This is a genomic window from Enterobacter cloacae complex sp. 370H10 (assembly GCF_050031535.1).
GTDB classification, from domain to species: domain Bacteria; phylum Pseudomonadota; class Gammaproteobacteria; order Enterobacterales; family Enterobacteriaceae; genus Enterobacter; species Enterobacter intestinihominis.
In genome coordinates this window covers 1,962,088-1,985,602 of the sequence record NZ_JBLGWG010000001.1, presented here as the reverse complement: position 1 = coordinate 1,985,602, position 23,515 = coordinate 1,962,088, and the positions used below count along the sequence as shown (strand labels likewise).

Here is a 23,515-nt window from a genome sequence, read left to right as displayed (position 1 = left end):
CTGTTATTCTTCAACCTCTTCATCCTGGCGGGTCTGCATTGCCCATCGCTGCGCCGATTCCGGCACCGTAAACGCAGGGGAGCGACGGAAGTGCTCGCCAATCAGCACGAAGGCAACGTATTTACCCCGCAGCATCCAGACATCGCGAAAACCATCCACCTTCAGGGCATGGTCTGGCGGCGCGGGCTCAACGCGGGGTACATAGCTAATAACCTGGCGGTTTTGTTGACGAAGAGGTTTCATAAGCGACGGGTTCACTAAAGCAAATTCTTAAAGCAGGAAATTTCTATCATAGCCGATTCTCCCCCCGCCCGTCGCGCCTGACGTATCGCAGATGGCTCCTTTCGCTAATCAATATCTGAAAACGCTTAGTTCGCCTGCTAATTCTTAACATTGTTCTATCCTTAATAGGGTTTTTAGGAATGAACAAAGGAGAAGCGTGCAATGTCGAACAATGATAAACCACATCAGTCACCCATTCATGGGACTGAAGAATCTCAACCGGGAATGGACTCACTTGCCCCAGCCGACGGCTCACACAAACCATCACCGGGTCCTTCCGCACCGGGTGAACAGCCTACCGCCCCGGGCAGCATGAAAGCCCCGGAAACGGAAAACGAAAAGCTGAAATCGCTCGATCCTCACCGCAAGGGCGGTGAAGGCCATGCGCTGACCACGAACCAGGGCGTTCGCATTGCCGATGATCAGAACTCCCTGCGCGCCGGAACGCGCGGCCCGACGCTGCTGGAAGATTTCATCCTGCGCGAAAAAATCACCCATTTCGACCATGAGCGTATCCCTGAGCGTATCGTCCACGCTCGCGGCTCGGCGGCGCACGGCTATTTCCAGCCCTACAAGAGCCTGAAGGAGATCACCAAAGCAGATTTCCTTTCCGATCCGAACAAAATCACACCGGTGTTTGTGCGTTTCTCTACCGTACAGGGCGGCGCGGGTTCGGCCGACACGGTGCGTGATATCCGCGGCTTCGCCACCAAATTCTATACCGAAGAGGGCATTTTCGACCTCGTCGGGAATAACACCCCGGTTTTCTTCATACAGGACGCGCATAAGTTCCCTGACTTTGTCCATGCGGTAAAACCAGAACCACACTGGGCCATACCGCAGGGACAAAGTGCGCATGACACATTCTGGGACTACGTCTCCCTGCAACCGGAAACCCTTCACAACGTGATGTGGGCGATGTCTGACCGGGGGATCCCGCGCAGCTATCGCACCATGGAAGGCTTTGGTATTCATACCTTCCGTCTGATTAACGCTGAAGGTAAAGCGACGTTTGTGCGTTTCCACTGGAAACCGGTCGCGGGGAAAGCGTCCCTGGTGTGGGATGAAGCGCAGAAGCTGACCGGACGCGATCCGGACTTCCACCGTCGCGAACTGTGGGAATCCATTGAAGCCGGTGATTTCCCGGAATACGAGCTGGGGTTACAGCTGATCCCGGAAGAAGACGAGTTCAAATTCGACTTCGACCTGCTCGACCCGACCAAGCTTATTCCTGAAGAGTTGGTGCCGGTTCAGCTGGTGGGTAAAATGGTGCTTAACCGCAACCCGGATAACTTCTTCGCGGAAAATGAGCAGGCAGCGTTCCACCCGGGCCATATTGTGCCGGGGCTGGACTTCACCAACGATCCGCTGCTGCAGGGTCGTCTGTTCTCTTACACCGATACGCAGATCAGCCGTCTTGGTGGACCTAACTTCCATGAGCTCCCAATCAACCGTCCGACCTGTCCGTACCATAACTTCCAGCGTGACGGGATGCATCGCCAGGATATCGATACCAACCCGGCGAACTACGAGCCGAACTCCATTAACGATAACTGGCCGCGTGAAACCCCGCCGGGGCCAAAACGTGGCGGATTCGAGTCGTATCAGGAGCGCGTGGACGGAACAAAAATTCGCGAGCGCAGCCCGTCATTCGGCGAATATTACGCTCAGCCTCGCCTGTTCTGGAACAGCCAGACCCCGATCGAACAGCAGCACATTATCGGCGGCTTCAGCTTCGAGCTGAGCAAAGTGGTGCGTACCTACATTCGCGAGCGCGTGGTCGACCATCTGGCGCATATTGATATCCAGCTTGCCCAGGGCGTGGCGAATAATCTCGGCATTACGCTGACTGACGAGCAATGCCATGCTGCACCGCCTAAAGACGTGAACGGGCTTAAGAAGGATCCGTCCCTGAGCCTGTACGCGGTACCTGGCGGGACGATCAAAGGCCGCGTAGTGGCTATCCTGCTGAACGATAAACCGCGCGCCAGCGACGTGCTGGGGATCATGAGGGCGCTCAAGACTCAGGGCGTCCATGCCAAACTGCTTTACTCACGCATGGGTGAAGTGACGGCCGATGATGGCTCCGTCCTGCCGATTGCCGCGACCTTTGCCGGGGCACCGTCCCTGACGGTTGATGCGGTGATTATGCCGTGCGGCGACGTTGAGAGTCTGCTCGGTAACGGTGATGCCGCCTATTATCTGCTGGAAGCCTATAAGCACCTGAAGCCAATCGCCCTCGCAGGCGATGCGCGGAAGTTTAAATCGCTGCTGAAGGTACCGGATCAAGGGGAAGAAGGCATTGTCGAAGGTGATAACATTGACGATGCGTTTATGACCCGGCTGTTTGACCTGCTCGCCGCGCACCGCGTGTGGTCGCGCAGCAGCAAGATTGACCAGATACCGGCGTAAAAAAAACCGGGTGGCGCTACGCTTACCCGGCCTATATTTCGACTGATGTTGTAGGCCCGGTAAGGCGAAGCCGTCCCCGGGCTTTATTTTGCTCACAAATCCCTGAACGTCCCCAGACGATACCCACGCTCGGCAATCGCATATTTCAACGACGCCGACGTTAGCACGTCCAGTTCCGTCAGACGCGGCCAGCAGTAGGCGCTCTTACGTACGATGTTATCGACAAACGCCGGATGCGCCATTACCTCAAGCGAGCGCTCCCCTTTTGCGGCGGAGGCATCCAGCACCTTCAGGAACAGCGCTTCGTCGATATCGTCGCCATAAAATGCGCTGCTGAACCCCTCCGTTGACGTCACCGCAACGTCCGGCAGTCCGCGCACCTCCCGATCCACGCGCATCGCCACGCCTTTACGTTGGGCAAATTCTGCCACAAGCGGGAAAATCGCCGGGATCATATGCACATGATGATGACTGTCGATATGGGTGGGCTCGCGGCCAAACACATCCACAAAGCGGTTAAACTGGCAGTCCAGCTCGCGGGCAATCTCATCAAGTGGCAAAGCGTCCTGCTCCGCCATTTCCCAAATCCATTTACCCAGTTGCCCGTCGCGCGTCAGCCCCGGCATCGGTGAAAGGGGCAACCCAAGCGTCAGCACAAAGTGCATGCCCACGCCCAGTTCGGGCAGCTCACGGGTTAACTGCGCCGCATGTTCCACCGCCTCACCGTTGATGAGCGCTGTTGTAGAGGTCACGACGCCCCGGCGACAGGCTTCGATAATGCCGTAGTTCTGCCCTTTTGACAGGCCGAAATCATCGGCATTGACGATCAGCAGGTTTTCCATCGCGCCTCCTCTTAACGGTGTGTGAGTTTCAGTTTCTCAACCGTTGCAGCAAAGTTTGGCAGCCATTTCTCATGCGCCAGGATCATCTCACTCGCGAGTTTTTCAGCGTCACGGTCAGAATGCACCAGCGGGCTCAGGTTCAGCGCCAGCAGCACGTCATTCAGCTCGCCGCTCAGGGCCGCATTGCTCGCCGCCACTTCAAAGCCTTTAATGGTGTGAATCAGGCCCATCACCTTATCGTCGAAGTGGGTAATGCGGGGATGCGGTTTTGCACCCTCGCGCCCAAGGATGCAGGTCATCTCCACGGCCCAGTCTGCCGGGATATTGTCGATGTGCCCATGATGCGGAACGTTCACATAGTGCTCGGCCTGCTTGTCATTGTAAATGGCGTTGATCACTTCACACGCGGCATCTGAATAGTATGCCCCACCGCGCTGCTCAAGCTCTTTCGGTTTGACGTTCAGGTTCGGATCTTTATACAAATCAAAAAGCTGCTTCTCTACTTTCTGTACAACCTGAGCGCGTGCGCCACCTTTGTAGTATTCGCCCATTTCAATCGCCAGCATCTCTTTCTGCTTGAAGTAGTAAAGCAGATACGAGCACGGCAGCAGATTCAGGGAGCGGATCAGCCCTTCGCTGAACGGCAGATCGAAGATGTTTTTCACCGAGGCCGCGGTCAGGCGACCAGAGGCAACGCCATCAAGCAGCTCCGCAAAGCGCGATTGCCCGTTCACAATCACATCTTTGATAAAGACCATGTGGTTCAGGCCGAACAGGTCAATGGACAATTCATCGTTATCGGTTAGCGCCAGCACATCGCGGATGAACATCTTCATGCCGATCGGAATATTGCAGACGCCGATAAAGCGTTTGAAACCGGTGTGACGATAGACTGCCTCGGTGACCATCCCGGCCGGGTTGGTAAAGTTAATCACCCACGCGTTCGGGCAGATCTCCTCCACGTCTTTAATGATGTCAAAAATGACCGGAATCGTACGCAGACCTTTAAACAGGCCACCTGCCCCGTTGGTTTCCTGGCCCAGATAACCGTGGCTCAGCGGAATACGCTCGTCCAGCTCACGCGCCTTCAGCTGGCCGACGCGCAGCTGGGTGGTCACGAAGTCAGCATCTTTCAGCGCCAGGCGGCGATCCAGCGTTTTATGCACGGTTAAAGGCACGCCTGCTTTTTCAACCATGCGTTTGCACAGTTCAAAAATAATATTTAGCTTCTCCTGACCTTCTTCAACATCCACCAGCCATAATTCGCTGACCGGTAATTCATGATAACGTTTCAGGAAACCTTCAAGTAATTCCGGGGTATAGCTGCTGCCGCCACCAATGGTAACGACTTTTAATTTCTTTTGCATAAATTCTCCCTTAGCTTATCAGGGTAATCGCCTGCAAGGTATAGCGTACTCTTCCCGCTATTTGGGCAAGCCATTACGTCAATATTCCTGGCGGATAAACCGCCGAAAGTTAATTAAATACCGTTAAATTTTTGCGGTAACTGTTCGGTGTGAATGAAGTCATTTTCTTAAAGGTTTTAATAAACAGGCTGGGGCTGCTGTAACCCGATTCGTAAGCGATATCGGTGACAGAGTAGTTAGTAATTTCCAGCTGTTTTTTGGCAAAATTGATGCGGATTTCATTAATAATTTGAACAGGCGTTTTACGGTAATAGCGCTGCGTGGCGCGCGTTAAATATTCCTGCGATTTACCCGACAGCGCCACCATGTTTTCCAGGGCGTTATCGCTGAACTGTCCTTTGTCGTGCATCAGCTCCACGGTACTGCGCAGCCACTGAGGAATATCATCCACCACCTGCTGTTCTTCACGGTGATGGCGAAGACGGTTCATGACGTAGAACGTCACGGTTTCAATAAATTCATCAAATTCATTGTCGCGGAAATTCAGCGAGGCGATAACCGTTTCAATCCAGGTCATAAACTCATTTTTAACGCGATACACCTGTGACGCCACAAAGCAGAACGGAACCAGCGGCAGATAGTGCTTCTCGAAGAAACGCCTGCTCACCCCTACGTTAAGAATGCGCGTCGCACCAAACTCATAAAAGCTCTGGTGATAGGACCCCATCGGCAGGAAGACGAAATCGCCACGCTCAAGCAGGACGCGCTTACCGTTAATCTCCTGATAGTAGCGGCCGGTCAGAACAATCGTGAACTCGTAGTAGTCATGCTGGTGCAGACCGCTGGCGCTCTCCGTTTTGTTGTAAATCACCACGTGAAAATTCTTGCCATTAAACAGCTGCTGCTCATGTGCGGTTTTGATTTCCATCGTGCTGACCTCCTGGTGCCTGTTCAGACTTACTGCATCTTCTCGTGAAGCTCGATGAGCTCCGCTACCATCTCGCGCGCCAGCATGGAGGTCATCAGGTGATCCTGCGCATGTACCAGCACCAGACTCACTTTCATCTTCCCTTCGCCCTGGTCGCTTTCGATGAGTTTCGTCTGCACCAGATGCGCTTCGTTTAACGCCGTACGGGACTGCTCCATCATGGTTTTCGCGGCAACAAAATCGCCCTGCTTAGCCTGCTTAAGCGCCGCATACGCCAGGCTTCGCGCCTGCCCGGAATTGATGATGAGCCCCATCACCACCTCTTCCAAATCGTTCACTGCGGTTTCTTCGGCAACGATACTCTCTAAATCTAACATCTTTAAGCTCCTTTACGCTGGCGCGGGCTGCCCCGCGCCGTGCAATTTTAGAATTTCAGTGCGAGGGCGATATCCTCTTCGCTCTCTTCTTCATCGATAACCGTTGCAGCCTTGTTCGCAATCGCCACGAACGGCATGTAGAGCAGGGTTGCAATCCCGAGGTTGAATATCGCCAGCAGGAAGGCGGCCACGCTACCGTTGGTGTTGAAGAACGCGCCCAGACCAGCTGGCATCGTCCACGGCGCAATGTTGGTCACCGGCGGGATAATGCCCAGGTAATACGCCGTCAGCGTAATCGCGGCCAGCAGCGGCTGAACCAGGATGAATGGAATGAACATCACCGGGTTCATGATAATTGGCAGACCAAACAGGATCGGCTCGTTAATCTGGAAGATGCCTGACGGCAGGGCCAGCTTCGCAACCTGACGATGGTCGGCGCGGCGAGAGACAATAAAGACCGCGATGATCAGACCCAGCGTCGCCCCGGTACCGCCCAGGAAGATATAGGAGTCAAGCATCGGCTTCGCCCACACATGGAAGGTTTTACCGGCCGCCAGCGCCGCATCGACGGAGCCGTACTGCTGGTAAAGCGCGACGTTTTCCAGTGCCCACGGGGTCATAATACCGCTGTCCAGCGCCGCCAGTGCCAGTGAACCATGCACGCCGAAGAACCACAGCAGGGAGGTAAAGATGACATACGCCCAACCGACCACGCTACCCATCGACGCCAGCGGCGTTGAGATAGAGTCCATAATGATCTGGTGGAAGTTAGTCCCCCAGTGAGAGAGCGCCCAGGCAATAATCCCCATGATGGAGAGAATAATGAAGCCCGGTATCAACGCGGAAAATGAACGAGAAACGGAGGCCGGAACGCTATCCGGCAAGCGGATAACCCAGTTGCGGCGAATAATAAAGGTGAACATTTCGGCCACCACCAGTCCGATAATAATACCGGAAATAATGTTTGCCCCACCCAGCCAGTTGGCGCCCACGGCGTAAGCGTCGCCCACGCTGTACGGCGTGACGGTCATAAACGCGGCAATGGACAGTAAGCCTGCCGCCAGCGGATCCACTTTACGCTCTTCCGCCAGCGCCATTCCAATAAAGAAAGGCGCCATTAGCGACATAATACCCAACGTACCATTGTATACGTTGCCGCCAATGGCTTTTAAACCATTAAGGGTTTCAATAGTGGAAGCATCTAACCTAATTCCTAATGAATAAAAAAAGGAACCTTCTCCAAAGCTGAGAAAAACGTTGTTAATTAAAACGAACATTGCCCCGGCTAATGTCAACGGCATTAATTTAATAAAGCCGTTCTTAATGGCATTAACGTGAGGCTGCTTTCCTATTTTAACAGCAAAAGGAAGGAGTACCTTTTCAAGTGAAGCGATGACTTTACTCATAGGAAAATACCCTTAAATGCCGCAACGACCGTTACGGCGTATTGTGTGTGAAATAACTCTTTGACGGGAAAAATAAAAAATTAATTAGCAGCTTTTTTAATCGCCGCAACAGCAGCTTTTAATACACCTAAACCATCAATCTTGCCGTATAAAACGGAATCGATCACTTCGACCGGCTTATTAGGGAGCAAACGTTGAATTTCTGGCAGCATATAAGCGATTTGCGGCCCGAGTAAAATTACATCTGCTGTCTGACCCTTTTCGCCCGCCAGCGTTTCCGGAAACGCCTCAATCACCACAGGGACTTCATATTTTTCGGCCTGCGCGCGCATTTTTGAAACCAGCAGCGAAGTGGACATGCCCGCAGAGCAGAACAAGTAGATATGTTTCTTTTCCATGATAATTTCCCTCTTATTGGACTGACCGCCGTCGCGCTATCAATCGACTCGCTATCCTGGCTGACGGGCAGTGTGCTGAACATTGTTTGTCGTTGAAGTGAGTATACGCAATGGTACAGGGAGGGGATAATTCTGGATAGACTCAAATTGTCTCTCATTGACCTGGCTTGTTGACTACCTTCACATTTCAGGCAAATATTTCGCGCTAAGAAATAAGATTTACGTATGCATAAAAAAACCGGCCATCAGGCCGGTTTGTTAACACTTTCAGGCAAGCGCGGTTACTGCGCCTTAGGTGCCTGTGGATCGGTGTCGTATTCAGCGCAGGTCTGGTAGCCCGAATTGATCACGTGACCGGTATCATCCAGGGCGACAAAGTAGGTTTCTGCCTTACCATTACGTTGACCCAGAATATAGGTCTGGCAGGTGCCACGCGCGTGGATCATAGTGACTTCTGAAGAAGGTTTACCGGCAATGGCTGCAACCTGGGAACGCGTCATGCCTTTTTTGACGTCTTTTACCACTGGCTGTGTGAACTGATCTGTGGTGCGATCGTAAGCTGTACACCCAGCCAGCATAGTCAGTACCGCCGCTGCGCTTAAAATTCCTGCTACGTTCTTGTTCATATTCCGTCCTCTTGTTTATCAGCGTGTTAACTAAGCATGGGATAAAAATTACTATTGTTCAACTTTGCGAGTTACGCCAGACGAATTTCGGAAAATTCTAATAAAACAACGATAAGCTGCTAAATCGCTGTAAAACAGTACACTCAAAACTGTGATCCTTGTCGTTTCCCCGACAAAGGGTTAGTTTTAACAGATCACACTTTCTGTTTGGTTCTGCATAGGGAGGGCGTAATGGCTCTGCAACAAGAAATTATTCAGGCGCTGGGCGCGAAACCTGCGATTAATGCCAAAGAAGAGATCCGTCGTAGCGTTGATTTTTTGAAAGCTTACCTGTCCGCACACCCTTTCCTGAAGACGCTGGTACTGGGTATCAGCGGCGGTCAGGACTCCACTCTGGCCGGTAAACTAAGCCAGATGGCCATCACCGAGCTGCGTGACGAGACCGGTGACATCGCACTGCAATTTATTGCCGTACGTCTGCCGTATGGCGTGCAGGCCGACGAGCAGGACTGTCAGGATGCGATCGCCTTTATTCAGCCGGACCGTGTTCTTACCGTAAACATCAAAGGTTCGGTACTGGCAAGCGAGCAGGCCTTGCGTGAAGCCGGTATTGAACTGAGCGATTTTGTTCGTGGCAACGAGAAAGCCCGTGAGCGCATGAAAGCGCAGTACAGTATCGCAGGGATGACCAAAGGGGTCGTCGTCGGCACCGACCACGCCGCGGAAGCCATCACCGGTTTCTTCACCAAATACGGCGATGGCGGCACGGACATCAACCCCCTCTTCCGCCTGAACAAGCGTCAGGGTAAGCAACTGCTGGCGGCGTTGGGCTGCCCGGAGCACCTGTATAAGAAGGCGCCAACGGCAGACCTGGAAGACGATCGCCCTTCCCTGCCGGATGAAGCCGCGCTGGGTGTGACCTATGACAACATCGATGATTATCTGGAAGGCAAAACGCTCGACGAAGGTACCGCAAAAATTATTGAAGGCTGGTATCTGAAAACCGAGCACAAACGCCGTCCACCCATTACGGTGTTTGATGATTTCTGGAAAAAGTAAAAGCAAAACGGTAACTCAGTTTTGCAGGCCGGGTAAGGCGTAACCGCCACCCGGCTCTTTTTTAACCACCAAACACCTGCTACACTGTATGCCTGAACAGTATATGGAGCAGTATGTGAGCAGGCGTCAATCCGCCCCGCGTCTTGAGTTTGAAGCGGCGGCTATCTACGAATATCCCGAGCATCTTCGCCCCTGGCTTGAGGCGCTGCCTAAACAGCCTGGCGTCTATTTCTTCCACGGCGACAGCGACACCATGCCGCTCTATATCGGCAAAAGCGTAAATATCCGCAGTCGGGTGATGTCGCACCTGCGTACGCCGGACGAAGCGTCGATGCTCAGACAGTCCCGGCGGATCACCTGGATCGAGACGGCAGGTGAACTGGGCGCGCTTCTGCTCGAAGCCCGGCTCATCAAGGAACAGCAGCCGCTGTTTAACAAACGCCTGCGCCGCAACCGCCAGCTGTGTTCCTTGCAGGTTAACGCGGGAAAACCGCAGGTCGTTTATGCCCGGGAAGTGGATTTTTCGCATGAACCGAATCTTTACGGTCTGTTTGCCAACAAACGTGCCGCACTGCAAACTCTGCAATCCCTTGCTGATGAATTACAGCTTTGTTACGGCCTGTTAGGACTGGAAGCGACTACCCGCGGTCGCGCCTGTTTCCGCTCCGCGTTGAAACGCTGCGCCGGGGCGTGCTGTGGAAAAGAGAGCGTTGAAGAACATCATGCCCGGTTTATGGCTGGCCTGGCCTCAATCAGCGTCAACTGCTGGCCGTGGGAAGGCGCGGTGGCGTTGAAAGAGACCCGCGATGCGATGACGCACTATCACGTCATCCGCAACTGGCTCTGGCTTGGCGCGGTTGAAAGTCTGGATGACGCTGCCGCCCTGCTGCGCACACCTGCCGGGTTCGATCAGGATGGCTACAAAATTCTCTGTAAGCCGCTGTTAACCGGTAAATATGAGATAGTCATGCTCAATGACCCGGCAGCCAGGTAATTTCACTGAACAGCAGCGACCCCTTCGTTTCCAGTAGACGGAGGGTATGGCTGCCCTCTTGCCAGCTGGCGCCCTGATCGGCGGTCAGTAATTTATCGCCCAGTTGCCAGGCGCCGCTTAATACGAACGCCACGCCACCGCGTGATGCGAAGGTAGTGAACGTTCGGGTAGCAACGCGCACCTTTGCCTGGCAGTGCTCCCGTCGGGTCATGACATTGAAATCCATCGACATCTGCCCCTCCGTGAGCACGGCTTTCACCGTCAAATCGCCCGCAAAGCCGTAAGGCTGATGGTGTTTCAGGGTATGGCAAAACGCCCTCCCCGCATCCAGCGTCACCTCGCCGCCTTCCAGCAGCGTAATCACCCGGTCAACGCCCGGAAACGCGGAGAATTCGCCGTTACTGGCGATGGAGGCGATGCTGGCCCGCCAGGAAAAATCCCGCGTCGCGGGAGGGAAACAGCAAATCTCACGCGTCTCGCCCGCGCCGTTACGCCAGAGACTGACGGGTATTTTACGGATATCAAAGAATTCCATGACCACTCCTGAAGGACGCACCGTGCGCCAGGGCATTTTCACAGACGTATTATCGGCAACGGTAAGGCCAGACCTTAGGCATGGGGCAAAAGAAAAACCGCCGGTCCTGTCCACAGCGTTTTCGCTTGTGTAGACAGGAGCCCGGCGGTCTTAAGAGAGTGAACCGATTATTCGGCTGGTGCAGGCATTTTACCTTCCGGCGCTGCACGTTCTGTCAGACGCTTCTCAAAATTGGCATTAAATTGCTTTTTCTGTTCCGGCGTCAGAATGTTGTAAATCTTGTTCTGGGTTTCCATGTGGGCCAGCATGCGCGCTTTATGCTGCTCGGCCATTTTGTCGATCTGCGCTTCTGCTTTTGCTTTGTCGAAGCTGTCGCTGGCAATGATGTCATGCATCGCGCGGCGCTCTTCCAGCGGAGGACGTTTCATCTGGTCACGCTGACTTTTCCTGATGTCGCGGATCTGCTGCTTCTGCGCATCGGTCAGGTTCAGATCTTTAAACATCATCATCTCATGATGCATACCCGGCTTGCCTTTATGATGCATCATCATTTTGCCTTCTGCCGGCGCGGCGGTAGTGGTCGCGGTATCGGCGGCGAACGCCATGCTGGTAGCGCCCAGAGCCAGGGTAGAGGCAACAAACAGTGCAGTTAATTTACGCATAATGTCTTTCCTTACTTTCAGTTATTCTTCGGCGCTATGCCGTGTTGACGAGATTAACTTTACGGGGTTTATCGTCAATTAGTCAGAGCAACGGTAAAACAATGAAAGTATAAAAAACACGTTTTCGCCAATTATGGAGAAATTAAGGAAAAAGCGTGGAGAGATGAAACAAAAATATTCAACAGGATGATTTTAAAGAGATTGTGGAGGAGTATAGCGAAGTGCCGTTTAATAATAAAGCAATTCTCCAGGAATATTCTGCAAACACTTCCAGAGCGCTTTTAACGTTAAGAAATTAATTCTTCGTTTCCCCTCCGGTCTGCGCGAGGGGAGACGATCAGGGCATTTTTTCCAGCATCAACCCGGCTCGTAAACCAAACGCGACTGACGGGTTAGGAAATAAAACATATTCCGTGGGGTTCTGTACCGCATAGCGCGTCTCACCATCTTCCGCCAGCAGGACGCCCTGGCGAAACGGCGTGAAGTTCAGCGTATGGGGCGCCATATGAAGCTGGAAAGCTTCACTTTGACGCGTGATCTGCTGTACGACCCGATAGCGCACGACGGGTTCCCGGGTGGGTTCCGGCGCAACCCCTGCGAGCAACGCCCGAAGCGCCTGATGCGTAGGGGCAAAACGCGTCAGGTCGTTTTGCCCGAACGGCAGCGCTTTTCCCAGCTCCAGCGTGCAGGACAGCGCGCCGAAATTCTCGCAGGTGAAGTGGGTAAACGTGCCGCCCGGCGTCTGGTGGAAAACCAGCGCTTCCAGTCCCGCGTCGCCAAGCCAGGTCAGAAACGCCTCATCCCACGGCTGATGGCGCTGCGGTAACACGCCAAAACGTACGTGGTACGAGGCGCGGATGGCGGTATGCAGATCGAGGTGCCAGCGCGTCTCCCCCGCCCCGGCAAAAAACGCCGTGACCACCTTCTCCAGCCATTGCGCACGTGTCGTTTCATCACTCTGTGGAAATTGCGCCCAGCGGCCACCAAACATTCGGTTGATGTCGCTCACGAGATACCGTTTGTTTTGCGCCAGCGCAGGCGGATTTCCCAGTGCCACCAGCAGACGGCAGTGCAGCGTGATCTCTGCGCGATAAAGCGCGCGCAGCAACAGATCGACAATCTCCACGGGCGCGGTTTCATTCCCGTGAATGCCGGTAGAAAGCAGCAGCGACAGGTTATATTGCCCCGTCGGCGTCAGTTCAAGCACGCCCGGCCCCAGCCATCGCCAGTGGAACGAGGGGCCTTCCCCCTCGTGCCGCTCCGGTGTCTCTTCAGCCAGCGTCAGCGCCAGAAAGTTTTCCATATCGTCTCCTTAGCGCTGGAACGGATAAACCGATCCCAGTTGCAGGATGGTTGATAATGCATCCAGCGCCTCGCGGCCTTCGCGCAGCAGCTGCGGATCAACCAGATCGGCCTGAACCAGACGGTCACGATAGTAGCGGTCCACCCAGTCATTGAGGGTATTGAACAGCGTGTCGTTCATCATCACCGCCGGATTCACGGCCTGCATTTCCTCCGGCGTTAACACCACGCGCAGTCGCAGGCACGCCGGTCCCCCGCCGTTGGCCATACTTTCCCGCAGATCAAACACGCGCAGTTCATCAATCGGGTTATCCGCCTGTACCAGTTCGCTGAGATAGCGCCAGACGCCCTGATGGTTGCGGGACTCCTGCGGCAGCACCAGCATCATGCTGCCGTCATCCCGGCTCAGCAGCTGGCTGTTGAACAGATACGTTTCGACCGCATCCTGCACGCTTACCGCCTGCGTGGGCACCTGAATCGGCATAAATCCCGGCACGCGTTCGCGCAGCGTGGCCAGCAACTTTTCCTGATGGGCAAACGCCTGCTCGTGGCAGAACAGCACCTGACGGTTGGAAACGGCAATCACGTCGTTATGAAACACGCCCTGGTCGATCACCTGCGGATTTTGCTGGGCAAAAATCACCTGAGTAGGATTAACCTGGTTCAGCCGTGCAACCGCCTGGCTTGCGGCTAAGGTTTGTCTCGCTGGATAACGAACCGGCGCGGCGTGGCCGCCCTCTTCCCGTCCATAGATAAACAGCTGCAAACCCGGATCGCCGTAATCGCCACCCAGACGGTTGTGGTTTGCCGCCCCTTCGTCGCCAAACATCGCGACCTGCGGCAGCGCCGAATGCACCTCAAAATGCGCATCATGATTAAAAATGGCGCGCAGCACACGCCCGGTGGTCTCCGCTTCGCTGGCGCGGTGGAATTTGTTGTTCAGGTTAGCGACGGTCAGATGCACTTTGCCGTCCAGCGTATCCGCCGACGGCGCGACGGTGGCGGCATTCGCTACCCACATTGAAGAGGCTGAACTGGCCGCGGAAAGCAGCTGTGGGGACTGCGTACCGGCTTTTTCAACCACCTGTTCATCCGTACCGCTGAAGCCCAGCTGGCGCAGCACGGCCACGTTCGGCCGCTCCTGCGGCGGGATCACCGCCTGCGGGAAACCGGCATCGGACAGCGCCTTCATTTTCAATAGCCCCTGCTTCGCCGCCAGCTTCGGGTTCGAGACCTGGAAACGGTGCTTCGTCGAAGCTTCATTGCCGAACGACAGCCCGGCATAGTGGTGCGTCAGCCCCACCAGTCCGTCAAAGTTAACCTCACGCGCTTTCATGGGCGTCACCCTCTGTAAAATCCAGCCCCGGATTCAGCGTCTCCGGCAGCGTCAGCGCCGGGGTTTCCAGGCTTGCCATCGGCCACGCGCAGTAATCGGCGGCATACCAGGCGCTGGCGCGATGGTTGCCCGATGCCCCTACGCCACCAAACGGCGCGGTGCTCGCCGCGCCGGTCAGCGGTTTGTTCCAGTTCACGATCCCGGCGCGCGCTTCCAGCAGCAGCTGGTCGAATTTCTCGCGATGCGGGGATATCAGGCCGCTCGACAGGCCGTAGCGGGTGTTGTTGGCCATCTCGATCGCCGATGCAAAATCGTCATAGCGCCAGACGCACAGCAGCGGGCCAAAGACCTCTTCATCCGGCACGTTGCTCGTCGCACTCATCTCAATAATCCCCGGCGTCAGCAGCGATGTGCCCGGCATTACCTGCTTCGGCTCCAGCAGGGTTTTCGCCCCGCGCGCCACGTGCTCCTGCCACGCTTTCAGCACGTTCAGCGCCGCCTGCCCGGAGATCAGCCCGCCGATAAACGGCTGCGGCTCGGTATCCCATTTCGCGGGAACCAGACGCCCGCTCACCTCCACCAGACGCTTAAGAAACGCATCCCCCTGCGCGCCGCGTTTAACCAGCAGGCGGCGGGCGCAGGTGCAGCGCTGTCCGGCGGTAATGAATGCCGACTGAATGGTCAGGTGGACCGCAGCATCGATATCATCCGGATCTTCCACAATCAGCGGGTTGTTGCCACCCATCTCCAGCGCCAGAATTTTTTCCGGCTGCCCCGCCAGCTGACGATGCAGCTGATAACCCGTTCCGGCACTGCCGGTAAACAGCAGACCGTCAATGTCGCTCAGCGCACTCAGCGCCTGACCGGTTTCACGCCCGCCCTGCACCAGATTCAGCACGCCCGGCGGCAGCCCTGCCTGCTCCCAGAGTTTTACCACCGCTTCTCCGGTTAAGGGGGTTAACTCACTCGGCTTGAAGATAACGGTATTTCCCGCCAGCAGCGCAGGCACAATATGCCCGTTCGGCAGATGCCCGGGGAAGTTGTACGGGCCAAACACCGCCAACACCCCGTGCGGACGGTGGCGCAGCGTGGCGGCGCCGTCCGGCATCCCGGTATGCTGCTCACCGGTGCGGGCGTGGTACGCCTTCACCGATATACCGATTTTATTGATCATCGCCGTCACTTCTGTTGTTGCCTCCCAGCGCGGCTTGCTGGTTTCGCAGGCAATGATGCGGGTCAGCTCTGCTTTATTGGCCTCCAGCAGCGCAGCAAATTTCTCAACCAGCGCCTGGCGCTCGGAGAATGGCCGTTTCGCCCATGCCGGAAACGCGCGGCGTGCAGCCTGGCAGGCCTGCTCAACCTGCCCGGCGCTGGCGTCGCTCCCCGACCAGAGCACCTCCTGGCCGACCGGGTTAGTTTTTGTCCGCGCATCACCTTCGCCCGTTACCCAGTCACCGTTAATCCATAGAGTCATGCTGTTTTCTCCTCAGGGCAGAGCCGCACCAGGCGAACCGTGTCGCCAGCGTTACATTTCAGGGCATCCAGTTGCGCAGCCGTCAGTACCAGACGCTCGCATGTTGGGTTGGTTCGCACCAGCATGGCGCGGAAGTTGGCGTAATTCTCGTTCGAGACAAGACAGGCTGGCCACTCGCCCGGCGCGGGCTGGCCTTCTGAAACCTCAACCAGGCGGCTTTTTCGGATGGCGCGTACGCGGTCAATATCGCATTCCAGCGTTGGACCGCCGTCAAAGATGTCGACGTAATTGCGGTAGCGAAAACCCTCTTTCTCCAGCACTGCACGGGCCGGGGCGGTTTGCGGGTGAACTTCGCCGATCACCGCCTGCGCTTCAGGCGTTAAGAAATGGGTATAAATAGGATGCTTCGGCATTAACTCGGCGATAAACGCCTTCTGACCGGTACCGCACAGGTAATCCGCCCGGCTAAATTCCATGGAGAAGAAGCGTTCGCCCAGGCTCTCCCAGAACGGCGAGTAGCCCGTCTCATCAATTACGCCGCGCATCTCCGCGACCACTTTTTCGTTGAAGCGGTCGCGAAAGGCGGCCATAAACATGAAGCGCGATTTGGAGAGCAGATAACCGTTACCCTCTTTGCGCCAGTCCGGATCGAGAAACAGGGTGCAGAGTTCGCTGGCGCCGGTATGGTCATTACAGAGAAAGAGCGTCGGCAGCGCGTTGTAGACGTTCAGCTCTTTCGAGGCGTGGACCATCGTGCCGACGCGGTAGTTGTACCACGGATCGTTAAGCCCGACGGCCACCTCGATGGCGCAAATCCCCGCCACGGTTCCCGTGTCGGTCTCTTCCAGCACGAACACATAGCCCTGTTCGCTTTTTGGCAACGTCCCCTGCCAGGTTTGCAGGGCGCGCTCAATGCGCGCCGACAGCGTTTTTTCATCGGCAGGCAGCGAGGTCAGCCCGCCCCCTGTCTTACCGGCAAGCTGCATAAGCCCGGCGAGATCGCCGTGCGCAACGGGACGGATGACCATCATGATGACACCCCGGACTTCACCTGTTCGCAGGCCAGCGCAAAACGATCTAACCCGGTTCTGACCTCTTCCTCACTGACGATCAGCGCAGGGGCAAACCGCACCACGTTAGCGCCGGCAATCAACACCATCACGCCCTGCTTTGCCGCTTCCTGTGAAATCAGCTTCGCTTTGCCAGCAAACTCAGGGGCAAGCTCACAACCTATCAACAGCCCCAGACCGCGGATCTCTTTGAACATGCCGGTCTGGTTATTGATGGCGGTAAGACGCTCAACAAACCACTGGTGACGCTGCTTCACGCCGCTAAGCACCTCAGGAGTGTTGATGATATCCAGCACCTGTCCGGCGACAGCGGTTGCCAGCGGGTTACCGCCGTAAGTGGTGCCATGGGTGCCCACGGTCATCACGCTGGCGAATGTATCGGTGGTCAGCATCGCCCCCACCGGGAAGCCGCCGCCGAGCGCTTTAGCTGTTGAGAGCACATCCGGGGTCACGCCATAGTGCATGTAGGCGTACAGCTCACCCGTACGGCCCACGCCGGTCTGGACTTCGTCAAAAATCAGGACCGCGTTATGCCGATCGCACAGCTCGCGCAGCCCTTGCAGGAACGCTTTCTGGGCGGGCATGACGCCGCCTTCCCCCTGCATGGGCTCGACAATCACCGCACAGGTGGTGTCGTCAATCAGCTCGCTGGCAGAGTGTAAATCGTTATACGCCGCATGACGGATATCCGGCGGCAGCGGCGCAAAATCCTGAGAATATGAGGGCTGACCACCCGCACTGACGGTAAACAGCGTGCGGCCATGGAAGGCATTTTTAAAGGCTACGATGCCGCTCTTGTGCGCGCCGAATTTATCGTGCGCATATTTGCGCGCCAGCTTCAGCGCCGCTTCGTTCGCTTCCGCGCCGGAGTTACAGAAAAAGACTTTTTCTGCGAAAGTGGCGTCGATCAGCTTCTTCGCCAGACGCAACGCCGGTTCGTTGGTATAACCGTTGCCGGTATGCCAAAATTTCGCCGCCTGATCATTCAGCGCCTGCCGCAGCGCCGGGTTTGCATGCCCCAGCGCATTCACCGCAATCCCACCCGCAAAGTCGATATACTCCTTGCCCTGCTGATCCCACAGGCGAGAGCCTTTCCCACGTACCGGAATAAAAGCCGCCGGAGCGTATACCGGCATCATCCATTCATCAAAATTTTCACGCGTAACTGACAGAGACATAGCGACCTCATCCGGTAAATAAAAGGTTGTTTAAATGTTAAATAATTGAGTGTTTGCACTGTGAATGTAGATTGCAGCGTTCGTGCCAGCCAGCGATAAAAATGCATAAACGGATTTGGGTAACAGAATATCAATGAGTTACAATATGGAGTTATTCACTATTAATGCATAAATAGTGAATATTTTTACAGCAAGCGGCGCTTTGCCGCACGAAAACAAGAAAGAGTATGCACATGCCAAATATAATTCTGGAATTGTGATCGCTCGCGAAATTTATCGGTCCTTTACGCCCTGTTCGAGGGCAAAACGCGTCGAAATGGTGCAAATATTGCACCGTCGGCATTATCTGTCGCAGTAATTGGGCGAAGCGGATAACAGACGACGTAAATTCTGCTACCATCCTTGCACTATTCACCTTGCATTGGCAGCGACTATGAAATTTGTCTCTTTTAATATCAACGGCCTGCGTGCCCGCCCTCACCAGCTCGAAGCGATTGTTGAGCAACATCAGCCAGATGTGATCGGCTTGCAGGAGACAAAAGTTCACGACGATATGTTCCCGCTCGAAGAGGTAGCGAAGCTGGGCTATAACGTTTTTTACCACGGTCAGAAAGGCCACTACGGCGTTGCGCTGCTGACCAAAGATACGCCGGTGTCGGTACGTCGTGGCTTCCCGGGTGACGGTGAAGAAGCACAGCGTCGTCTCATCATGGCTGAGCTGCCTTCCCCGCTGGGTAACATCACTGTGATTAATGGTTACTTCCCGCAGGGTGAAAGCCGCGACCACCCGACCAAATTCCCGGCCAAAGCCAAATTTTATCAGGATCTGCAAAACTACCTTACGACCGAACTCAACAAAGATAATCCGGTGCTGATCATGGGGGATGTGAATATCAGCCCGACTGATCTGGACATTGGCATTGGCGAAGACAGCCGCAAGCGCTGGCTGCGCACCGGGAAATGTTCCTTCCTGCCGGAAGAGCGCGAGTGGATGCAGCGCTTGCTTGACTGGGGGCTGGTGGATACCTTCCGCACCGCTAACCCGGAGACGCAGGATCGCTTCTCGTGGTTTGACTACCGCTCAAAAGGCTTCGATGACAACCGGGGCCTGCGTATTGATCTGCTGCTGGCGAGCGCCCCCCTGGCCGAACGCTGCATCGAAACCGGTATCGACTATGATATTCGCAGCATGGAAAAACCGTCCGACCATGCGCCGGTATGGGCAACGTTCAAGCTGTAATCCTCAGTGAATATTAAAAAAATCAGTCTCCTGTGCGCCCTTCTGGGCGCATTTGTTTTGATCGTTGTTTTGCTTCCTCCGGGCATGCTCTCCCTCGACACGTTAAAAATACACCAGCATACATTGCTCGATCGTGTGGAGCAGGCGCCCCTTCAGAGCGCGCTGATCTATTTTGCGGTTTACGTTCTGGTCTCTGCGCTGTCGATACCAGGGGCTGCACTTCTGACGCTGCTCGGCGGGGCGATTTTCAGCCTGTGGGAGGCGATGCTGTTGGTGTCATTGGCCTCGACGCTCGGCGCCACGCTTGCCATGCTCGTCAGCCGTTATCTGCTGCGTGACTGGGTGCAACGGCGCTTTGCCGCACAGATGAACACGATCGATGTGGGGATGGTTCGCGATGGCGCGCGCTACCTTTTTGCCCTGCGCCTGATGCCGTTGTTTCCGTTCTTTCTGGTCAATTTGCTGATGGGGCTAACCCGTATCCAGGTGCGTCACTACTGGTGGGTCAGCCAGCTTGCGATGCTACCTGCCACCGTCATTTATCTGAACGCCGGACGCGAGCTGGGAAAACTCACCACGCTGCGCGATATTCTGTCGCCGGGACTGCTGTTCGCCTTTACACTATTAGGGTTATTACCGCTGGTCACTCGCTGGCTGTTTTCCCGTTACATCCCTTCGATTAAAAAGTGAGGCATTATGCGCCGGGTGCGTTTTTGCGCGTTTCTGACGAGTCTGCTGCTGGCAACCTCTGCCTTCGCCGCAGAAAGCTGGCAATCCATTCAGCAACAGGCCACCGGGCAGACCGTCTGGTTTAACGCCTGGGGCGGTGACGAGGCCGTTAACCGCTACCTCGACTGGGTGAGCGGCGAGATGAAAACGCACTACGCCATTAACCTGAAGATCGTTCATCTGTCCGATGCCGCCGATGCGGTGAAGCGGATCCAGACGGAACAGGCCGCAGGACGCAGCAGTAACGGGTCGGTGGATCTACTCTGGGTAAACGGGGAAAACTTCCGCACGCTGAAGGAGGCAAACCTGCTGCTCACCGGCTGGGCGCAAACCCTGCCCAACTGGCGTTACGTCGATACCCGTAAACCGGTCACGGAAGATTTTGCCATCCCGACCGATGGGGCGGAATCCCCATGGGGCGGCGCGCAGTTAACCTTCATCGCCCGTAAAGCGAGTATGCCGACGCCTCCGGCAGATCCCCACGCGCTGCTGGCTTACGCTCAGCAGCACCCTGGCAAGGTGAGCTATCCGCGACCGCCGGATTTTACCGGCACGGCGTTTCTTGAACAGCTTCTGCTGGCATTGACCGCCCATCCGGAGGCGTTAAAAAACGCGCCGGACGGCACCTTTGCAGAGATCACCGCGCCGCTGTGGGACTATCTTGATACCCTGCATCCCCTGCTGTGGCGCGAAGGGAACGATTTTCCTCCATCGCCTGCGCGCATGGATACGCTGCTGGCCAGCGGCAGCCTGAACCTGTCGCTCACCTTTAACCCCGCCCATGCGATGCAAAAGGTGGCGAGCGGTGAACTGCCTGCCGACAGCTACAGTTTCGGCTTTCTCAAAGGCATGATCGGCAACGTCCATTTTGTCGCAATCCCGGCAAATGCCAGTGCGAGCGCAGGGGCGAAAGTGGTGGCAAATTTCCTGCTGTCACCGCAGGCGCAGATCCGCAAAGCCGATCCTGCCGTCTGGGGTGACCCGAGCGTGCTGGATGGTGCCAAACTACCTGCGAAAGCGGCAAAACAGCTTCATGCCTTTACCCCTTCAGGCACGCCTGATGTACTTCCCGAACCGCACGCCGCCTGGGTTAACGCCCTGGAGCAGGAATGGCTTCGCCGCTACGGAACCCGCTAAGCGGGCTGGTCTGGGCGGCAATGGCGGTCATCTATCTGCCACTGCTTCCCGCCAGCGGCATGCTGCTGGCCCCGGCGTTTTCTCTCAGTAACTGGGCGGCGCTGTTTGCCGACCCGCAGCTGCCGCAGGCGCTGGCCGCTACGCTGGTATCAACCCTCATCGCGACGCTGGGTTCACTGTTTATCGCCCTGAGCCTGCTTGCGCTTCTCTGGCCGGGTGATGGCTGGCAGCGCCTGAGCACCCGTCTGCCGTGGCTGTTAGCCGTGCCGCACGTCGCCTTCGCCACCAGCGCGCTGCTGCTGTTTGCGGAAGGCGGTCAGTTTTACCGGATCTGTACAGTCTGTTCGCCGCAGCTTGACCGCTACGGTATCGGGCTTGGCCTGACGCTTGCGGTCAAAGAGAGCGCGTTCGTTCTGTGGGCAATCTACGCCGCGCTGCCTGAAAAGCGCCTCGCACAGCAGAAAATTGTCCTGCATACCTTCGGCTACGGACGAATGCAGGCGCTTAACTGGCTCGTCCTCCCGGCTATCGCCACCGCGCTGGGCGCCGTGATGCTGGCGGTGCTCGCCTGGTCGCTTTCCGTGGTGGATGTGGCGATCGTGCTCGGGCCGGGCAACCCACCTACGCTGGCGGTGCTGGCCTGGCAGTGGCTGACCCAGGGCGATGCGCAGCAGCAGACAAAAGGAACGTTGCTGTGTCTGGTGTTGCTCCTGCTGCTGGCCGCACTTGCCGCGGTGGGATACGGCCTCTGGACGGCATGGCGGCGCGCCCAGCCTGACCCCTCCGGGGTACGTCGCGCTTCGCATACCGCGTTGCCCGCACGGACGCTGGGCGGGTTACTGCCGTTGTGCGGCGTGCTCTGTGCGCTGGTTCTGCTGATGCTGGCACGCCGGGGCGACATCGGCCCCGTCAGCGACAGCCTTTCACTGGGACTGCTGTCCAGCCTGACAGCGCTGGCCATCCTCATGATCTGGCTTGAGTGGGGACCCCAGCGCGGCGCGGTGTGGATCTGGCTGCCGCTTGCCCTCCCGGCGCTGCCCCTCGTGTCCGGGCAGTATGCCGTGGCGCTGTGGCTGGGCATCGACGGCCAGTACGCTGCGGTGCTCTGGAGCCATATGCTCTGGGTTCTCCCGTGGATGCTCCTGGTGCTGCAACCGGCCTGGCGCAGGCTCGATCCCCGGCTTATCCTCACCGCCAGAACGCTGGGCTGGCGACAGGCGAAAATTTTCTGGTTAGTGAAATGCCCCCTGATGATTCGTCCGGCCCTGCTGGCCGTTGCCACCGGTTTTTCCGTGAGCATGGCCCAGTACATGCCCACCCTCTGGCTGGGAGCGGGTCGTTTTACTACTCTGACCACGGAGGCGGTCGCCCTCAGCAGCGGCGGCAGCGTTCCGATCCTTGCCAGCCGGGCGCTGGGTCTGTTGCTGTTGACCAGCAGCGTATTTGCCCTTGCCGCGCTGCTCGCCCGGTTCGTGGGCCGTCACAGACAAGGATTACGTTAATGCTGAACGTGAAAAATCTCACCATTGCGCCACTCTTACGTGAGGTCAACTTCCGCGTCCCGGCAGGGGAGATTCTCACGCTGATGGGACCCTCCGGGAGCGGGAAATCGACCCTTTTCGCCTGGATGGTGGGCGCGTTATCCGCTGATTTTAAGGCGCACGGCGAGCTGTGGCTGAACGATCGTCGCTGCGATATGCTCCCCGTGGAAACGCGCGGGATCGGCATTCTGTTTCAGGACGCCCTGCTGTTTGACGCCTTCAGCGTGGGGCAAAACCTGATGCTGGCGTTGCCGGCGCACATTGCCGGACGCGCGCGGCGCGACGCGGTAGAACAGGCTCTTGAATCTGCCGGGCTGGCAAACCACTATGTCAGCGATCCGGCGACCCTTTCCGGCGGCGAGCGCGCCCGGGTCAGCCTGCTGCGCGCCCTTCTCGCCCAGCCGCAGGCATTGCTGCTCGACGAACCGTTCAGCCGACTGGATAAAACGCTCCGCGCCTCATTCCGGGCGTGGGTATTCGAAACCACTCGCCAGCGCAAGATCCCGATGGTGCTGGTCACGCATGATGAGGAAGATATCCCGCCCGGCGGAGAGGTGATTGAGATTTCTCGCTGGCAATAATGTGCTAACGCAATGTTTTTGGCTTCAGGAGAGACGACA

At 56.4% G+C, this 23,515-nt stretch carries 22 protein-coding genes and 1 pseudogene; 8 read left to right on the top strand and 15 right to left on the bottom strand.

Annotation, left to right across the window (positions count from 1 at the left end):
- Window positions 1-3: 3 nt before the first annotated feature.
- Complete coding sequence (gene cedA, locus ACQG2Q_RS09735; RefSeq protein WP_022647825.1) at window positions 4-243, bottom strand: cell division activator CedA; 240 nt, start codon at window positions 241-243, stop codon at window positions 4-6.
- A 201-nt stretch (window positions 244-444) separates the two neighbouring features.
- Between cedA and katE the strand changes: the two genes are divergently transcribed.
- Window positions 445-2,694, top strand: coding sequence for a catalase HPII (katE, locus tag ACQG2Q_RS09730; protein ID WP_023299905.1), 2,250 nt, complete (start codon window positions 445-447; stop codon window positions 2,692-2,694).
- 92 nt (window positions 2,695-2,786) lie between these two features.
- Here the strand turns inward: katE and chbG are convergent, their stop codons facing one another.
- From chbG to osmE, 7 genes and pseudogenes are all read right to left on the bottom strand, one after another.
- Window positions 2,787-3,536 carry a chitin disaccharide deacetylase gene (gene chbG / locus ACQG2Q_RS09725; protein ID WP_063849313.1) on the bottom strand — a complete coding sequence of 250 codons (750 nt, stop codon included), beginning with the start codon at window positions 3,534-3,536 and terminating at the stop codon, window positions 2,787-2,789.
- Between the two features lie 11 nt (window positions 3,537-3,547).
- Window positions 3,548-4,903, bottom strand: coding sequence for a 6-phospho-beta-glucosidase (locus tag ACQG2Q_RS09720; protein WP_022647822.1), 1,356 nt, complete (start codon window positions 4,901-4,903; stop codon window positions 3,548-3,550).
- A gap of 109 nt (window positions 4,904-5,012) precedes the next feature.
- Complete coding sequence (chbR, locus tag ACQG2Q_RS09715; RefSeq protein WP_255248675.1) at window positions 5,013-5,858, bottom strand: transcriptional regulator ChbR; 846 nt, start codon at window positions 5,856-5,858, stop codon at window positions 5,013-5,015.
- A 2-nt stretch (window positions 5,859-5,860) separates the two neighbouring features.
- Window positions 5,861-6,208: a PTS N,N'-diacetylchitobiose transporter subunit IIA gene (gene chbA / locus ACQG2Q_RS09710; RefSeq protein ID WP_022647820.1), complete on the bottom strand. Its 348-nt coding sequence runs from the start codon at window positions 6,206-6,208 to the stop codon at window positions 5,861-5,863.
- 47 nt (window positions 6,209-6,255) lie between these two features.
- On the bottom strand, window positions 6,256-7,614 hold the full coding sequence (gene chbC, locus ACQG2Q_RS09705) for a PTS N,N'-diacetylchitobiose transporter subunit IIC (RefSeq protein ID WP_017384664.1): 1,359 nt from the start codon (window positions 7,612-7,614) through the stop codon (window positions 6,256-6,258).
- Window positions 7,615-7,694: 80 nt separating this feature from the next.
- Window positions 7,695-8,024, bottom strand: a pseudogene (locus ACQG2Q_RS09700) (PTS sugar transporter subunit IIB); the annotation flags it as partial.
- A gap of 269 nt (window positions 8,025-8,293) precedes the next feature.
- Entirely contained in the window at window positions 8,294-8,638 is a 345-nt protein-coding gene (osmE, locus tag ACQG2Q_RS09695; RefSeq protein ID WP_022647818.1) for an osmotically-inducible lipoprotein OsmE, read from the bottom strand.
- A gap of 231 nt (window positions 8,639-8,869) precedes the next feature.
- On the opposite strand from osmE, the gene nadE reads away from it, so the two are divergent.
- A complete protein-coding gene (gene nadE, locus ACQG2Q_RS09690) occupies window positions 8,870-9,697 on the top strand; it encodes an ammonia-dependent NAD(+) synthetase (protein ID WP_063849315.1) in 828 nt (275 codons plus the stop codon).
- A 115-nt stretch (window positions 9,698-9,812) separates the two neighbouring features.
- Entirely contained in the window at window positions 9,813-10,691 is an 879-nt protein-coding gene (gene cho / locus ACQG2Q_RS09685; RefSeq protein ID WP_032624399.1) for an excinuclease Cho, read from the top strand.
- Here the strand turns inward: cho and ves are convergent.
- The 7 genes from ves to astC all read right to left on the bottom strand — a co-directional run bounded on the left by ves (window position 10,669) and on the right by astC (window position 18,248).
- Window positions 10,669-11,226, bottom strand: a complete 558-nt coding sequence (gene ves / locus ACQG2Q_RS09680) for an environmental stress-induced protein Ves (protein WP_022647815.1) — start codon at window positions 11,224-11,226, stop codon at window positions 10,669-10,671. The two genes, cho and ves, sit on opposite strands and share 23 nt — an antisense overlap.
- 167 nt (window positions 11,227-11,393) lie before the next feature.
- Complete coding sequence (spy, locus tag ACQG2Q_RS09675) at window positions 11,394-11,888, bottom strand: ATP-independent periplasmic protein-refolding chaperone Spy (RefSeq protein ID WP_022647814.1); 495 nt, start codon at window positions 11,886-11,888, stop codon at window positions 11,394-11,396.
- Window positions 11,889-12,225: 337 nt separating this feature from the next.
- Window positions 12,226-13,191, bottom strand: a complete 966-nt coding sequence (gene astE / locus ACQG2Q_RS09670) for a succinylglutamate desuccinylase (protein WP_063149527.1) — start codon at window positions 13,189-13,191, stop codon at window positions 12,226-12,228.
- 9 nt (window positions 13,192-13,200) lie between these two features.
- A complete protein-coding gene (gene astB, locus ACQG2Q_RS09665; protein ID WP_023305957.1) occupies window positions 13,201-14,526 on the bottom strand; it encodes an N-succinylarginine dihydrolase in 1,326 nt (441 codons plus the stop codon).
- Window positions 14,513-16,000 (bottom strand): succinylglutamate-semialdehyde dehydrogenase, encoded by a 1,488-nt coding sequence (gene astD, locus ACQG2Q_RS09660; RefSeq protein WP_063849316.1) that lies wholly within the window; start codon window positions 15,998-16,000, stop codon window positions 14,513-14,515. Before astD ends, astB begins: the two co-directional genes overlap by 14 nt.
- Complete coding sequence (gene astA, locus ACQG2Q_RS09655) at window positions 15,997-17,031, bottom strand: arginine N-succinyltransferase (RefSeq protein ID WP_022647810.1); 1,035 nt, start codon at window positions 17,029-17,031, stop codon at window positions 15,997-15,999. Before astA ends, astD begins: the two co-directional genes overlap by 4 nt.
- Entirely contained in the window at window positions 17,028-18,248 is a 1,221-nt protein-coding gene (gene astC / locus ACQG2Q_RS09650) for a succinylornithine/acetylornithine transaminase (protein WP_063849317.1), read from the bottom strand. The genes astA and astC overlap by 4 nt, the downstream gene beginning before the upstream one ends.
- A gap of 433 nt (window positions 18,249-18,681) precedes the next feature.
- On the opposite strand from astC, the gene xthA reads away from it, so the two are divergent.
- The 5 genes from xthA to ACQG2Q_RS09625 are packed head-to-tail and all read left to right on the top strand — an operon-like array spanning window position 18,682 to window position 23,476.
- Window positions 18,682-19,488, top strand: a complete 807-nt coding sequence (gene xthA / locus ACQG2Q_RS09645) for an exodeoxyribonuclease III (RefSeq protein WP_023299900.1) — start codon at window positions 18,682-18,684, stop codon at window positions 19,486-19,488.
- A gap of 6 nt (window positions 19,489-19,494) precedes the next feature.
- On the top strand, window positions 19,495-20,178 hold the full coding sequence (locus ACQG2Q_RS09640; RefSeq protein WP_045307967.1) for a TVP38/TMEM64 family protein: 684 nt from the start codon (window positions 19,495-19,497) through the stop codon (window positions 20,176-20,178).
- A gap of 6 nt (window positions 20,179-20,184) precedes the next feature.
- Window positions 20,185-21,354, top strand: a complete 1,170-nt coding sequence (locus tag ACQG2Q_RS09635; protein WP_074169599.1) for an ABC transporter substrate-binding protein — start codon at window positions 20,185-20,187, stop codon at window positions 21,352-21,354.
- Entirely contained in the window at window positions 21,327-22,856 is a 1,530-nt protein-coding gene (locus ACQG2Q_RS09630; protein WP_063849318.1) for an ABC transporter permease subunit, read from the top strand. Before ACQG2Q_RS09635 ends, ACQG2Q_RS09630 begins: the two co-directional genes overlap by 28 nt.
- Window positions 22,856-23,476, top strand: a complete 621-nt coding sequence (locus tag ACQG2Q_RS09625) for an ATP-binding cassette domain-containing protein (protein ID WP_063137549.1) — start codon at window positions 22,856-22,858, stop codon at window positions 23,474-23,476. The genes ACQG2Q_RS09630 and ACQG2Q_RS09625 overlap by 1 nt, the downstream gene beginning before the upstream one ends.
- Window positions 23,477-23,515 lie beyond the last annotated feature (39 nt).

Excerpts from the sequence above, each read along its gene's own strand:
- chbA (WP_022647820.1), bottom strand. The coding sequence starts at position 6,208 with ATGTTAGATTTAGAGAGTATCGTTGCCGAAGAAACCGCAGTGAACGAT.
- chbC (WP_017384664.1), bottom strand. The coding sequence starts at position 7,614 with ATGAGTAAAGTCATCGCTTCACTTGAAAAGGTACTCCTTCCTTTTGCT.
- ACQG2Q_RS09720 (WP_022647822.1), bottom strand. The coding sequence starts at position 4,903 with ATGCAAAAGAAATTAAAAGTCGTTACCATTGGTGGCGGCAGCAGCTAT.
- xthA (WP_023299900.1), top strand. The coding sequence starts at position 18,682 with ATGAAATTTGTCTCTTTTAATATCAACGGCCTGCGTGCCCGCCCTCAC.
- spy (WP_022647814.1), bottom strand. The coding sequence starts at position 11,888 with ATGCGTAAATTAACTGCACTGTTTGTTGCCTCTACCCTGGCTCTGGGC.
- cedA (WP_022647825.1), bottom strand. The coding sequence starts at position 243 with ATGAAACCTCTTCGTCAACAAAACCGCCAGGTTATTAGCTATGTACCC.
- katE (WP_023299905.1), top strand. The coding sequence starts at position 445 with ATGTCGAACAATGATAAACCACATCAGTCACCCATTCATGGGACTGAA.
- astE (WP_063149527.1), bottom strand. The coding sequence starts at position 13,191 with ATGGAAAACTTTCTGGCGCTGACGCTGGCTGAAGAGACACCGGAGCGG.
- astB (WP_023305957.1), bottom strand. The coding sequence starts at position 14,526 with ATGAAAGCGCGTGAGGTTAACTTTGACGGACTGGTGGGGCTGACGCAC.
- astD (WP_063849316.1), bottom strand. The coding sequence starts at position 16,000 with ATGACTCTATGGATTAACGGTGACTGGGTAACGGGCGAAGGTGATGCG.
- ACQG2Q_RS09635 (WP_074169599.1), top strand. The coding sequence starts at position 20,185 with ATGCGCCGGGTGCGTTTTTGCGCGTTTCTGACGAGTCTGCTGCTGGCA.
- astA (WP_022647810.1), bottom strand. The coding sequence starts at position 17,031 with ATGATGGTCATCCGTCCCGTTGCGCACGGCGATCTCGCCGGGCTTATG.
- astC (WP_063849317.1), bottom strand. The coding sequence starts at position 18,248 with ATGTCTCTGTCAGTTACGCGTGAAAATTTTGATGAATGGATGATGCCG.
- ACQG2Q_RS09630 (WP_063849318.1), top strand. The coding sequence starts at position 21,327 with ATGGCTTCGCCGCTACGGAACCCGCTAAGCGGGCTGGTCTGGGCGGCA.
- ves (WP_022647815.1), bottom strand. The coding sequence starts at position 11,226 with ATGGAATTCTTTGATATCCGTAAAATACCCGTCAGTCTCTGGCGTAAC.
- osmE (WP_022647818.1), bottom strand. The coding sequence starts at position 8,638 with ATGAACAAGAACGTAGCAGGAATTTTAAGCGCAGCGGCGGTACTGACT.
- chbG (WP_063849313.1), bottom strand. The coding sequence starts at position 3,536 with ATGGAAAACCTGCTGATCGTCAATGCCGATGATTTCGGCCTGTCAAAA.
- nadE (WP_063849315.1), top strand. The coding sequence starts at position 8,870 with ATGGCTCTGCAACAAGAAATTATTCAGGCGCTGGGCGCGAAACCTGCG.
- ACQG2Q_RS09625 (WP_063137549.1), top strand. The coding sequence starts at position 22,856 with ATGCTGAACGTGAAAAATCTCACCATTGCGCCACTCTTACGTGAGGTC.